Here is a 12,610-nt window from a genome sequence, read left to right as displayed (position 1 = left end):
CTTCCCTTGAGCCGCAAGGAGATCGCCCGATGCTGCCCAGGACCTCCTGGACGAAGCGGGTCGTCAGAGCACTGTCCGTGCTCGCGCTGACCGCCGCCGCCACCCTCGCCCCCTCCGCCGCCGCCCAGGCCGACACCGCCCCCAGCCGCGGCTGGAACGACTTCTCCTGCAAGCCGTCCGCCACCCACCCCCGCCCGGTCGTGCTCGTCCACGGCACCTTCGGCAACGCCGTCGACAACTGGCTGGGCCTCGCGCCCTATCTCGTCGAGCGCGGCTACTGCGTCTTCTCCGTCGACTACGGCCAGCTCCCGAACGTGCCGCTCTTCCACGGACTCGGCCCCATCGACAAGTCCGCCGAACAGCTCTCCGCCTACGTCGACCGGGTCCTCGCCGCCACCGGCGCCCCCGAGGCCGACCTCGTCGGCCACTCGCAGGGCGGCATGATGCCCCGCTACTACCTGAAGTTCCTCGGCGGGGCAGCCAAGGTCAACGCGCTCGTCGGCATCGCACCCGACAACCACGGCACCACGCTCAGCGGCCTCACCCAGCTGCTGCCGTACTTCCCCGGCGCCAAGGACCTGCTCACGACCGCGACCCCGGGGCTCGCCGACCAGATCGCCGGCTCCCCGTTCATGACCAGGCTCAACGCGGGCGGCGACACCGTGCCCGGCGTGCGCTACACGGTGATCGCCACCAAGTACGACGAGGTCGTCACGCCGTACCAGTCGGGCTGGCTGACCGGCCCGGACGTCACCAACGTGCTGCTCCAGGACCGGTGCGCGCTCGACCTGTCCGAGCACGTGGCGATCGGCACGGTGGACCGGATCGTCTTCCACGAGGTGAACAACGCCCTCGACCCGGCCCACGCGACGCCGACCACCTGCGCGTCGGTCTTCGAGTAGCCGGACAGGCCCTAGCGCCGGGCCGACCGGCGGCGGGCCGTGGCGAACAGCACGGCCGCGCCGAGACCCAGCACGGCGGCGCCGCCCATCGCCAGATACGGCGTGGCGGCGTCGCCACCGGTCTCGGCCAGCTCCTCGCCGGAGCCGCCGTTCGGGGCCGGGGCGGGCGCGGCGGGCGCGGCGTTCCCGGCGGGCGCGCTGCCCGCGGCGGCGGCGGGCGTGTGCGTGGACGGGTGCGTGGGCGTGTGCGTAGGCGCGTGCGTGGGCGTGTGCGTGTGCGCCGGTGCCGTCGTGGGCGCGCTCGGCGGCGGGACGGAACCGCCGTCGTTCCCGAACACGACGTCCGAGCACGTGTAGAACGCCTCGGGGGAGTCCGACCGCTGCCAGATCGAGTAGATCAGGTGCCGCCCCGACTTCCTCGGCAGAGTCCCCGTGAACACGTAGTCGCCGCTCTCCATCCGCGGGTCGGTCACCGTCGCGAACGGCTTCGCCTCCAGGTCCGACCACTTCAGCGGCTTCGACGGGTCGTACCCGTCCTTCGTCACGTACAGCTCGAAGGAGCCCTTGTGCGGCGCCGTCCCCCTGTACCGGAAGGTGTGCGCCCCGGAGGCCAGGCGGGTCGCCGGCCAGTCCGACCGGGCCAGGTCGAGCCCGCGGTACTTGTCGTTCCCGGCGCTGCACAGCCTGCCGTCCGGGATCAGCTCACGGTGCCGGCCGGCCGCGGCCGCGATGTTCACGCCGTTCCAGTCGTAGAACGCCTGCGTGCCGCTCGCGGCCACCGCCGCCTTGCACGCCGCCGACTTCGGGCTCTCCGGTCCCTCCGCGTAACAGCCGGCGACCCGGCTCACCGGATCGGTCATCGACCCGTGCGCGAGGGCGGGCGCGGCGGCGAGCCCGGACAGCAGCAGGGCGGCGGTGAGGGCGGCGGCCGTACGGCGTGGGGTCATGGGGGACAACTCCTTCACGCAGGGGTGGGGGTCGCCATGGAAACTAGCCGCCGCCGTGGGCCGATTCGGCCCCGAAGGCCGCCATGTGCCCATCCTTAGGGCCGCGTTAAGGACCCTCTAAGCGGCACCACAGACAAGGCCCCGCCGGCGCCGCCCCGTCAGCCCACCCGCCGGTAGCGCCGCTCCGGCCGCCCCGTCCCCCCGTACCGCAGCGTCACCTCCGCCCGGCCCGTCGCCGCGAAGTACTCCAGATAGCGGCGGGCGCTCACCCGCGACAGCGAGCCCGCCTCCTGCGCGCACTCGGTCGCCGACAGGCCCTCGGGGTGGGCGCGCAGGACGGAGTCGACGAGCTCGGCGGTGTGCGCCGCGAGGCCCTTGGGCAGCTCGCGCGAGCCGCGCGGGCGGGCGCCGAAGATCTGGTCGACGTCCTCCTGGCGGGCCTGCCCCGCCGCCCCCGCCAGGTCGTCGAGCCGGCTGCGCAGCGAGGCCACGTGCCGCAACTGCTCCTGCAGCGCCGCCTGGTTGAAGGGCTTGATCAGATAGTGCAGGGCGCCGGCCCGCAGCGCCGAGCGGATCGTGTCCGCGTCCCGCGCGGCCGTGATGAACAGCGCGTCCATCGCGAGACCCGCCGCGCGCAGCTCCCGCAGCACCCCGATCCCGTCCATGTCGGGCAGGAAGATGTCCAGCAGCAGCAGATCGGGCCGCAGCGCGTGCGCGGCGCGCAGCGCCTCCGCGCCGTTGTGCGCGACGCCGACGACGCGGAAGCCCGGCACCGCCGAGACATAGCGGCAGTGCAGCTTCGCCACCATGAAGTCGTCGTCGACCACCAGCACCTTCGTCACGCCGACAAGGTAGGGCGCGACCACAAGGACCACAACGTCCGTTGATTGCGGAAGGGAGACAGCTTTCTCACGCGCGGGCAACATGTGGGCCACATCACACCACCCCCCTGGTCCCTTCCTCCGTCCCCCCGTCGAGAGGTGGCACACGTGCGCCTGCGCACCCCGCTCTCCCTGCTCGGGGCCGCCCTCCTCGTGCTCGTCGGCCCGCCGCTGCTCTCCAGCGGCGGCGGCACCGACACTGGCACGCGGATCCCCGGCCTGCGCCTCATGGTCCCCAACACGCCCGGCGGCGGCTACGACATCACCGCCCGCACCGCGGCGAAGAACGCCGAGGACGCCGGACTCACCTCCGGCATCGAGGTCTTCAACCTGCCCGGCGCCGGCGGCACCGTCGGCCTCACCAAGCTCGTCGGCGAACGCGGCAACGGCCGGCTCGCCATGTCCATGGGCCTCGGCGTCGTCGGCGCCGTCCACACCAACAAGACCCCGCGCACCCTCGCCGACACCACCCCGATCGCCCGGCTCACCCTGGAGCAGGACATCGTCGTCGTCGGCAAGGACTCCCCGTACAAGACCGTCCAGGACCTGCTCGCCGCCTGGCGGAAGGACCCCGGCAAGCTGCCCGTCGGCGGCGGCTCCTCACCCGGCGGCCCCGACCACCTCGCCCCCATGCTGATGGCGCGGGCCGCCGGCATCGCCCCGAAGGACGTCAACTACATCCCGTTCGACGGCGGCGGCGAACTCCTCGCCTCCCTCCTCGGCGGCAAGGTCGCCTTCGGCGTCTCCGGCGTCGGCGAGTACCTCGACCAGATCAGATCCGGCGAGCTGCGCCTCCTCGCCGTCACCGGCCCCCGGCGCGTCCCCGGTCTCGACGCGCCCACCCTGCGCGAGGCCGGCCTCGACACCGAGTTCGTCAACTGGCGCGGCCTCGTCGCCCCGCCCGGCCTCTCCGACGCCGAACGCGACCGGCTCGTCGCCCTCGTCACCCGGCTGCACGCGTCCAAGGAGTGGCGCGAGTCGCTCGCCACCCACGGCTGGAACGACGCCTTCCTGCCCGGCGAGCAGTTCGGCGCCTTCCTCACCGCACAGGACAAGCAGGTCGGATCCGTCCTGAAGGAGCTGGGCCTGTGACCACGACGACCGACACCACGAAGACCGGCACGGCCGCGAAGTCCTGGCTGCGCGAGCACTCCGAACTCGGCGTCGGCGCCGCGCTGTTCCTCCTCGGCGTCCTCGTCCTCACCGACGCCCTCACCATGACCGCCGACATCGGGCAGCGCGGCCCCGTCGGCCCCCGCACCGTGCCCCTCGTCGTCGGCGCCGGACTCCTCGTCGTCGCCGTCCTGCTCGCCGCCGACGTGCTGCGCGGCGGCCGCGGCCAGGCCGAGGGCGGCGAGGACGTCGACCTCGCCGAGCCGGGCGACCGGCGCACCGTACTGCTCCTCACCGGCGTCTTCCTCGGCTTCGCCGTCCTCATCGGCCCTCTCGGCTTCCCCGTCGCCGGCGCCCTGCTCTTCTGGGGCTCCGCCTATGTCCTCGGCAGCCGCCACCACACCCGCGACCCGCTGATCGCCGCCGCCCTGTCCCTGCTCACCTACGCCGTCTTCGACCACCTCCTCGGAGTCCCGCTGCCCGGCGGCCCGCTGATGGGAGTGCTCTGACCATGGATTCCCTGAACTCCCTCCTCGACGGGTTCGGCACCGCCCTGACCCCGGTCAACCTGCTCTGGGCCGCCATCGGCGTCCTGCTCGGCACCGCCATCGGCGTGCTCCCCGGCATCGGCCCCGCCATGGCCGTCGCCCTGCTGCTGCCCGTCACCTACGGGCTCGACCCGACCGCCGCCTTCATCATGTTCGCCGGCATCTACTACGGCGCCATGTTCGGCGGCTCCACCACCTCGATCCTGCTCAACACCCCGGGCGAGAGCGCGGCCGTCGTCGCCGCCATGGAGGGCAACCCCATGGCGAAGTCCGGCCGCGGCGCCCAGGCCCTGGCCGCGGCCGCCATCGGCCACTTCGCCGGCGGCATGACCGGCACGGTCCTGCTGGTGCTGCTCGCGCCGACCGTCGCCGCGCTCGCCGTCGACATCGGCGCGCCCGACTACTTCGCCATCATGGTCCTCGCGTTCATCGCGGTGACGTCCGTCCTCGGCTCCTCCCGCGTCCGCGGTCTCGCCTCGCTCCTCGTCGGCCTCACCATCGGCCTGGTCGGCCTCGACCAGATGACCGGCCAGCAGCGCCTCACCTTCGGCTCGCTCCAGCTCGCCGATGGCGTCGACGTCGTCATCGTCGCGGTCGGCCTGTTCGCCATCGGCGAGGCCCTGTGGGTCGCCGCCCACCTGCGCCGCACCACCGGCGAGGCCATCCCCGTCGGCCGGCCCTGGCTCGGCCGCGCCGACCTCAAGCGCACCTGGAAGGCGTGGCTGCGCGGCCCGCTCATCGGCTTCCCGTTCGGCGCGATCCCGGCCGGCGGCGCGGAGATCCCCACCTTCCTGTCGTACGTGACGGAGAAACGCCTCTCGAAGCACAAGGACCAGTTCGGCAAGGGCGCCATCGAGGGCGTCGCCGGACCCGAGTCCGCCGCCTCCGCCTCCGCCGCGGGCACCCTCGTCTCCATGCTGACCCTGGGCCTGCCGACGACCGCCGTCGCCGCCGTGATGCTCGCCGCCTTCCAGCAGTACGGCATCCAGCCCGGCCCGCTGCTCTTCGAGCGCGAACCCGAGCTGGTCTGGGGCCTGATCGCCTCGCTCTTCGTCGGCATGGTGCTGCTGCTCGCGCTCAACCTGCCGCTCGCGCCCGTCTGGGCCAAGCTGCTGCGCATCCCCCGCCCGTACCTCTACGCCGGCATCCTGTTCTTCGCCGCCGTCGGCGCGTACGCGGTCGGCGGCGAGGCCCTCGACCTGGTGATCCTCCTCGTCATCGGCCTCATCGGCTTCGGCATGCGGCGCTACGGACTGCCCGTGCTGCCCGCCGTCATCGGCGTCATCCTCGGCCCGAACGCGGAGCAGCAGCTGCGCCGCGCCCTGCAGATCAGCGACGGCGAGCTCACCGGCCTCGTCAACACCCCGTTCTCGGTGACCGTGTACGCGGTGGTGCTGCTCCTGCTCGCCTGGCCGTTGCTGCGCAGGCTCGTCAAGGGCCGTCGTAGTGTGACCGCATGACGCATCCCCGCCCCGCCGTCGCCGCCGACGTGCCCGCCGTGAAGGCCGTCGTCGACGCCGCCTTCCACCACTACATCGAACGCATCGGCCTGGTGCCGGCCCCGATGGAGGAGGACCACGCGGCGAACGTGGCGGCGGGGCGGATCTTCGTCGTCGGGGGCCCGGCGGGCGGTCCGCTGACCGGTCTCGTCTTCGTGGTCCCGAAGCCCGGCCACCTCTACCTCGACACCATCGCCGTCCACCCCGGCGCCCAGGGCACCGGCCTCGGCCGGATCCTGATGACGTGGGTCGAGTCGCGGGCCCGGGAGCTGGGCCTGCCGGAGGTGCGGCTGTTCACCAACGCGATGATGTGGGAGAACCAGAAGCTGTACGAGCGGTACGGCTACGAGGTCACCGAGCGCCGCCAGGACGGCCCGTACGACCGTATTCATTACCGTAAAGTGCTCAACTCGCCGTCTATGGGGTGAGTTTCGGACATTTCCTGGCCTGATCCGGTATCCCTTGCGGGCGCGAAACCCGCGCACTTCCCGCGCACGTCCGCGCGCCCCGCGCGCGCCCGCGCCCACCCGAAGGGAACCATTCCAGCCATGCGTGTACGTCTCGCCGCCGCTCTCGCCGCCGGCGCCCTGCTCGCCCTCACCGCCACGACCGCCCACGCAGGGCCCGCCGACGGCCTCGCCGTCGACCCCGGCGGGAAGGTCGCCGCGGACGGCACGGTCACCCTCTCCGGCTCGTACCGCTGCGTCGACGACGGCAGAGGCCCGGTCTTCGTCACCTCCGTGCTGGTCCAGGGCGACCGATCGGCCGGCATCGGCGGCACCCAGGCCGTCTGCGACGGCCGGGTGCACACCTGGACCAACAGCGGCGTGGTCAAGGAGCCCGGCTACCGCTCGGGCGCGGCCCGCGTCGAGGCCACCCTGATGCAGCTGGCCCCGGCCGGCGAACTGGGCCTGCCGCTGCCGGACTTCCGCGCGAAGAAGGCCCAGGACGTGGTGCTCGCGTCCTAGCGGGTCCAGGGTGTGGTGCCGGCGTCCTGGGGCCCGGGGCGTGGTGCTCGCGCCTAGCCGAGCAGGGCCAGCAGTCCGTCCCGGCCCAGGGCCGCCAGCTCGTCGAGGGCGCGCACGGCCTGCCCGGCCGCCTCCGGGTCGGCGGCGGCAAGGCCGCTCGCCGCGAACTCGTCCTCGTCGAGCCGCAGCACCTCGCCGCCGTCCGCCGACACCCACAGGTCCAGGTCCAGGTCCTCGACGACCACCTCGGAGCCGTCGGCGGCCACGGCGGCGGGCCGGGTCACATCGCAGTACCAGCCCTTCAGGGTGCCGTCGCCGGAGCGGACCTCCTTCACCGCGTACCACCGGTCGCGCCAGTAGTGCTCGGTGAAGACGTCGCCCGGCTCGAAGCGCACGAAGCCGAAGTCCCGGACGCCGTCGGCCGCCCAGGGCGCCCGGACGGTCAGCCGGGCGCCGTCGTCGGCGAGCAGCTCGGCCGGGTAGCGGATCTTCGTCCGCCCGGCCTTGACGAGGGCGATCTCAACGGAACGTGCGGACATACCGGACCTCTTTCGCGCAGATCTCGTAGCCGAACCATCGGTTGACGGCCAGCATCGGCTCGTTGCCCGTGTCGTTGCCGGTGTAGGCCTCCGTGCAGCCGGCCTCCCGGGCGCGGTGCAGCGAGTCGTTCTTCACCAGCTTGGCGAGCCCCCGGCCCCGGAAGGCGGGCGCGGTGCCGGTCATGCCGGAGCCGTAGCGGCCCAGGCCGTCCGTCCGGGCGGCCGTGAAGGCGACGGGCCGCCCGTCCACCACGGCGACCGTCGTCAGCTCGCGGTCGAGCAGCGGGTGCTCCCAGGTGGTGGCCAGCCAGTGCGGGTAGTCGGTGAGTTCGGCCGCCACGTCGCCCGGCTCGTCGGCGCTGGTGAGCGCGTCGAGCTCGAACAGCGTGCGCGGGTCGGCGGCGAAGTCGGCGGCCGTGCGCAGCTCGACGCCGGCCGGCGGCTCCCGGCGCGGCGGCAGCGCGGCCGTGGCCAGGTCGAGCTTCAGGAAGTAGGCGGAGCGGCTGCCGGTGTAGCCGTGGCGCTCGGCGAAGGCGCGGTTCGCGGGCTCGTCGAGGACCCAGCTGTAGAGCGTGGTCGCCCCGGCCTCGGTCAGGTGCTCCTCGGCGGCGCGCAGCAGCAGCGTGCCGGCGCCCCGGCCGGTGTGGTCGGGGTGGACGAAGACGTTGACGGAGCCGACGCCCGGCACGGGAGAGTCGTGCGCGAGCGACACTTCGGCCGTGCCGACGATCTCCCCGCCGATCTCGGCGACCAGCGGCCGGTCGTGCGCGTCGGGGTGGGCGTGCGCCCAGTGGTGAGCGGTCTGGCGGCCGCTGGCGAGCAGGTACGGGAGGGCGGCGCGACGGACGCGGGCGTAGCCGTCCGCGTCCTCGGCGACGCCGGCCCGCACATCGCGGACGATCACAGTCATGGTGCCGCACGCTATGCGGCGGCCGGGGCCGGGCGCCTCCCATTTTCCCGCGGGAGGGGTGCAGAATCGGAGGGTGCCGCTTCGAATCAGCGTGGACGCCCGTTCCACCACCGCTCCGTACGAACAACTGCGCGCCCAGATCTCGGACCGCGCCCGCTCCGGGGAGCTGCCCGTCGGCTTCAAACTCCCGACGGTGCGGGGCCTCGCGGAGGACCTGGGACTCGCTGCGAACACGGTCGCCAAGGCGTACAAGGCGCTCGAGGCCGACGGGGTGATCGAGACCCGCGGCCGCAACGGCACCTTCGTCGCCGCAGCCTCCGACGCGGCCTCGCGCCTCGCCGCGACCGCCGCCGCCGGCTACGCGACGGAGGCCCACCGCCTCGGCCTGAGCAGGGAGGAGGCCGAGTCGGCGGTCCGCGACGCGCTGCGGGCGCTGTACGAGGCCTGACGATCCCCGGATCCGTCGCTACAGGTAGAGCCCCGGGCGCGGCGTGCGCTGCTCCGGCAGCTCCGCCGCCGGTGTCCCGCGCCGCAGCGCGAACAGCTCGGCCAGCGTCGCCCCGTCCCGCCCCACGCCCTCCTCGTGGCCGAGCCACGCCACCGCCTCGGAGCGGGTGAGCGGGCCGACCTCGACGCGGGCCAGGCAGCGGCCGGGGCGCACCACGGCCGGGTGGAGGCGCTCCAGGTCCTCGTTGGTGGTGACGGCGACGAGGACGTTGCGGCCCTGGCCGAGCAGACCGTCCGTCAGATTGAGCAGCCGGGAAAGGGCCTGGCCGGCCGAGTGCTTGGCCTCGCCCCGGATCAGCTCGTCGCAGTCCTCCAGGAGCAGCAGTCGCCAGCGGCCCTTCTCGGTGCCCTCGTCCTCGCCGATCGCGATGTCCATCAGGTAACCGACGTCGCCGAAGAGGCGCTCGGGGTCGAGGACGCAGTCGACCTGGCACCAGTCGCGCCAGGAGCGGGCGAGCGTGCGCAGGGCGGAGGTCTTGCCGGTGCCGGGCGGGCCGTGCAGGAGCAGCAGCCGGCCGGTGATGTCCTCGGGAGTGACGGCCATCAGCCGGTCCATCGCCCGGGCCACCGGCGCCGTGTAGTTGGGGCGGATCTCCTCCCAGGCGCCGGCGCCGATCCGGCGGGTGGTGCGGTGCGGGCCGCGCCGGGGCGACACGTACCAGAACCCCATGGTGACGTTGTCCGGCTGTGGTTCGGGCTCGTCGCGGGCGCCGTCGGTGGCCTCCTTGAGGACGCGTTCGGCGAGCTCGGGGCCGGTGGCGGTGACGGTGACGTCGGCGCCGCGGTTCCAGCGGGAGACGAGCAGGGTCCACCCGTCGCCCTCGGCGAGCAGCGCGCCGCGGTCGTCCTCGCGCACCACGCGCAGCACCCGGGCGCCGGCGGGCAGCAGGGTCGCGTCGGGCTTCACCCGGTCCAGTGAGGTGCTGAGGGCGTGCGGCTGCTCGCCGGTGGCGAAACGGCCGAGGAAGAGGGCGTCGACGGCGTCGGAGAGCGAGTCGTCGCCGCTGAGCCGGAGCCGGACGGGAAGGGCGTCTTCGGGCGGGGTGGGCATGGCGCCATGATCCGGCACGCCCGTCCTTCGCGCACCGGATTTTGTCCCCTTCTCGTCCCTCTCGCCGGTTGCGTCAACTGGCTTGATTCCGATGGTTCCTGAGGGCGCGTGGGAGCGCTTTCACCACGAGTTTTGACATGAACACTTCCGGCGCGCCGGATCCACTGCTACCAACTGGTAACGCAGAGATCCTGCTACAGGGAGGTTTCATGAAACTGTCGCGTTTTACGGCCATTTCGTCCTCGCTCCTCCTCGGCTTCGTCCTCGCCCTCACCGGGGCCGGGGCGGCCCAGGCCGCCGAGTCCGCCGCCCTCGACTACGTGGCGCTCGGCGACTCGTACTCCTCCGGCGTCGGCTCCGGCAGCTACGACAGCGCCAGCGGCGACTGCAAGCGCTCCACCAAGGCGTATCCGGTGCTCTGGAAGAACGCCAACGCCCCTTCCTCGTTCGCCTTCACCGCCTGCTCCGGCGCCGTGACCGGCGATGTGACGGCCAACCAGCTCGGTCCGCTCTCCGCCGCCACCGACCTGGTCTCCATCACGATCGGCGGGAACGACGCCGGCTTCTCCGACGTCATGACGACCTGTGTCCTGCAGTCAGAGGCGACCTGTATCAACCGCGTGAATCAGGCCAAGAGCTACGTCGACACCACGCTCCCCGGCAAGCTCGACGCCGTCTACTCGGCCATCCGCTCCAAGGCCCCCAACGCCCACGTCGTCGTCCTCGGCTACCCGCGCTTCTACCAGCTCAACGGCACCTGCGTGGCCGGCCTGAGCGAGAACGAGCGACGCGCCATCAACGACGCCTCCGACTACCTCAACGCGGCCACCGCCAAGCGCGCGGCCAACCACGGCTACACCTTCGCGAGCGTCGTCTCCGCCTTCACCGGCCACGAGATCTGCTCGAGCTCGTCCTGGCTGCACAGCGTCAACTGGCTGAACATCGGCGAGTCGTACCACCCGACCGCCGCCGGCCAGTCCGGCGGCTACCTGCCCACGTTCAACGGCGCCGCGTAGCCGGTCAGCCGCCCGCCGGGGACGCCGTCCCGGGCGTCCCCGAAGTCCCCGCGGCCGAACCCGCCGTCGTCCCCGTGCTCGGCGGCGGGGACGACGGCGTGGTCGTGGCGCTCGCACAGGTCACCGAGAACACCACCCAGTCCGACTGCCGCGCGACCGGCTCCCGCATCTCCACCCGGATCCGGTCGTGCACCACCGCCCCCGGCCCGTACGCCGACTGCTCCCGCGTCACCTGCTGCTCGGTGTCCGAGCCCGCCGGGAACTCCAGCGTCCGCCACACCGTGTCCTGTGCCTGCCCGCTCTCCGTCGTCCAGCGGTACGAGACGGTCGCCGGCGTCCGGTCCACCGTGAACGTCGCCGTGAACTGCGGCCCGGTCCCCTGTGCCGGCGGACAGCTCCCGGCGTACGTGTCGCGCACGGCCCGCACCGAGACGAGCGCGTTCACCGGCGCGGTCGTCGACGCGCTCGGCGAGGGGCTCGGGCTCGCCGTGGTCGGCGGGGCCGTCGTCGGCGCGGTCGTCGGTGCGCTCGTCGTCACCGGCGGCGGCGTGGGCGTCTCGTCCTTCCCGGTGTCCCGCAGCGCCGCGTACGTCAGCCCGCCCGCCACGAGCAGCAGCGCCGCGATCCCCGCGAGCCACGCCGCCCGGCGGCCGCGCCTCGGCTCCGGCCCGGGCGCGGGCAGCGGAGCGGTCGTGCCCGGCGTCGTCGGCCCGCCGCCGCCCGCGCCCTCCCCGGGGAAGGCCGCGTACGGCGCCGGCGGCGTCGGCAGCACCCGCGTCGGCTCCGTGCGGGGCGCGCCGCCGGCCGCGATCAGCCGCAACTGCTCCTCGGCCGCCGCCGCCTGCGTCCGCTGCTCCGGATCCTTGCGCAGCAGGCCCTCGATGACCGGCGCCAGCGGCCCCGCGTGCACGGGCAGGGCCGGCTCCTCGTCCACGACCGTCCGCAGGGTGTCGAGCGGGGTCTCGCGGCGGAACGGCGACACGCCCTCGACCGCGGTGTAGAGGAGCACGCCGAGCGACCACAGATCGGCAGCGGGCCCCGGCGTGCGCCCCAGGGCGCGCTCCGGCGCGAGGTATTCGGGGGAGCCGATCAGCTCGCCGGTCATGGTGAGCGGCGAGGTGCCCGCCACGGCCGCGATGCCGAAGTCGGTGAGCACCACCCGGCCGTCGTTGGCGAGCAGCACGTTGGCCGGCTTGACGTCCCGGTGCAGCACCCCGGCCGCGTGCGCGGCGCGCAGCGCGGCGAGCACCCCGACACCCACGTGCGCGGCCCGCGCGGGCGGCAGCGGACCCTCGGCCTCCAGGGTCTCGGCCAGCGTCAGCCCGCGGACCAGCTCCATCACGATCCACGGGCGGCCGTCGTCGATCGCCACGTCGTAGACGGTGACGACGTTGCGGTCGGTGATGCGGGCGGCGGAGCGGGCCTCGCGCTCCAGGCGCGCGTACAGCCGCTCGCGGTCCTCGGTGGGCAGGCCGGCCGGGGCGCGCACCTCCTTGACCGCCACCTCCCGGGCGAGGACCTCGTCACGGGCGCGCCAGACGGTGCCCATGCCGCCTTCGCCGAGCACGTCGAGCAGCCGGTAGCGACCCGCGATGAGCGTCATCACTCCACGGTAGCCGAGCCCCGCCGGTTTTGGTGGCGGAGATCACACCCGGCCGTGAGCGCGCGGGTGGGGGAGGGGCGGGCAGGATGGTTCATGACGGTTCGACAGGTGTTCGATCCCTGTCCA

At 73.6% G+C, this 12,610-nt stretch carries 14 protein-coding genes; 8 read left to right on the top strand and 6 right to left on the bottom strand.

Annotation, left to right across the window (positions count from 1 at the left end):
* Positions 1–29: 29 nt before the first annotated feature.
* On the top strand, positions 30–902 hold the full coding sequence (locus ACFYU9_RS27915; RefSeq protein ID WP_389212488.1) for an esterase/lipase family protein: 873 nt from the start codon (positions 30–32) through the stop codon (positions 900–902).
* Between the two features lie 11 nt (positions 903–913).
* Here the strand turns inward: ACFYU9_RS27915 and ACFYU9_RS27910 are convergent, their stop codons facing one another.
* A complete protein-coding gene (locus tag ACFYU9_RS27910; protein ID WP_389346448.1) occupies positions 914–1,849 on the bottom strand; it encodes a lytic polysaccharide monooxygenase in 936 nt (311 codons plus the stop codon).
* A 158-nt stretch (positions 1,850–2,007) separates the two neighbouring features.
* Entirely contained in the window at positions 2,008–2,691 is a 684-nt protein-coding gene (locus tag ACFYU9_RS27905) for a response regulator (protein ID WP_389212492.1), read from the bottom strand.
* A 147-nt stretch (positions 2,692–2,838) separates the two neighbouring features.
* On the opposite strand from ACFYU9_RS27905, the gene ACFYU9_RS27900 reads away from it, so the two are divergent.
* The 5 genes from ACFYU9_RS27900 (at position 2,839) to ACFYU9_RS27880 (ending at position 6,858) form a co-directional block, all read left to right on the top strand.
* Complete coding sequence (locus ACFYU9_RS27900; protein ID WP_389212494.1) at positions 2,839–3,822, top strand: Bug family tripartite tricarboxylate transporter substrate binding protein; 984 nt, start codon at positions 2,839–2,841, stop codon at positions 3,820–3,822.
* Positions 3,819–4,352, top strand: coding sequence for a tripartite tricarboxylate transporter TctB family protein (locus ACFYU9_RS27895; RefSeq protein ID WP_389346446.1), 534 nt, complete (start codon positions 3,819–3,821; stop codon positions 4,350–4,352). Before ACFYU9_RS27900 ends, ACFYU9_RS27895 begins: the two co-directional genes overlap by 4 nt.
* A 2-nt stretch (positions 4,353–4,354) precedes the next feature.
* Positions 4,355–5,851, top strand: coding sequence for a tripartite tricarboxylate transporter permease (locus ACFYU9_RS27890; protein ID WP_389346443.1), 1,497 nt, complete (start codon positions 4,355–4,357; stop codon positions 5,849–5,851).
* On the top strand, positions 5,848–6,318 hold the full coding sequence (locus ACFYU9_RS27885) for a GNAT family N-acetyltransferase (protein WP_389212500.1): 471 nt from the start codon (positions 5,848–5,850) through the stop codon (positions 6,316–6,318). The genes ACFYU9_RS27890 and ACFYU9_RS27885 overlap by 4 nt, the downstream gene beginning before the upstream one ends.
* 120 nt (positions 6,319–6,438) lie before the next feature.
* A complete protein-coding gene (locus ACFYU9_RS27880) occupies positions 6,439–6,858 on the top strand; it encodes a DUF6299 family protein (protein WP_389346441.1) in 420 nt (139 codons plus the stop codon).
* A 53-nt stretch (positions 6,859–6,911) separates the two neighbouring features.
* Here the strand turns inward: ACFYU9_RS27880 and ACFYU9_RS27875 are convergent, their stop codons facing one another.
* A complete protein-coding gene (locus ACFYU9_RS27875) occupies positions 6,912–7,397 on the bottom strand; it encodes a DUF402 domain-containing protein (protein WP_389212503.1) in 486 nt (161 codons plus the stop codon).
* Complete coding sequence (locus tag ACFYU9_RS27870) at positions 7,378–8,307, bottom strand: GNAT family N-acetyltransferase (protein WP_389346439.1); 930 nt, start codon at positions 8,305–8,307, stop codon at positions 7,378–7,380. The genes ACFYU9_RS27875 and ACFYU9_RS27870 overlap by 20 nt, the downstream gene beginning before the upstream one ends.
* Positions 8,308–8,380: 73 nt before the next feature.
* On the opposite strand from ACFYU9_RS27870, the gene ACFYU9_RS27865 reads away from it, so the two are divergent.
* Positions 8,381–8,755 carry a GntR family transcriptional regulator gene (locus tag ACFYU9_RS27865; protein WP_389212507.1) on the top strand — a complete coding sequence of 125 codons (375 nt, stop codon included), beginning with the start codon at positions 8,381–8,383 and terminating at the stop codon, positions 8,753–8,755.
* Between the two features lie 18 nt (positions 8,756–8,773).
* On the opposite strand, the gene ACFYU9_RS27860 is transcribed toward ACFYU9_RS27865, so the two are convergent.
* Positions 8,774–9,865: a DUF5925 domain-containing protein gene (locus tag ACFYU9_RS27860; RefSeq protein WP_389212508.1), complete on the bottom strand. Its 1,092-nt coding sequence runs from the start codon at positions 9,863–9,865 to the stop codon at positions 8,774–8,776.
* A gap of 209 nt (positions 9,866–10,074) precedes the next feature.
* Between ACFYU9_RS27860 and ACFYU9_RS27855 the strand changes: the two genes are divergently transcribed.
* A complete protein-coding gene (locus tag ACFYU9_RS27855) occupies positions 10,075–10,881 on the top strand; it encodes an SGNH/GDSL hydrolase family protein (protein WP_389212510.1) in 807 nt (268 codons plus the stop codon).
* Between the two features lie 4 nt (positions 10,882–10,885).
* Here the strand turns inward: ACFYU9_RS27855 and ACFYU9_RS27850 are convergent, their stop codons facing one another.
* Positions 10,886–12,484 carry a serine/threonine-protein kinase gene (locus ACFYU9_RS27850; protein WP_389346437.1) on the bottom strand — a complete coding sequence of 533 codons (1,599 nt, stop codon included), beginning with the start codon at positions 12,482–12,484 and terminating at the stop codon, positions 10,886–10,888.
* Positions 12,485–12,610 lie beyond the last annotated feature (126 nt).

Origin of the sequence: Streptomyces sp. NPDC004327 (assembly GCF_042873935.1) — a bacterium.
Lineage (GTDB): Bacteria > Actinomycetota > Actinomycetes > Streptomycetales > Streptomycetaceae > Streptomyces.
Note: the sequence above shows the minus strand (reverse complement) of the source record. Positions and strands in the feature narration are given on the sequence as shown.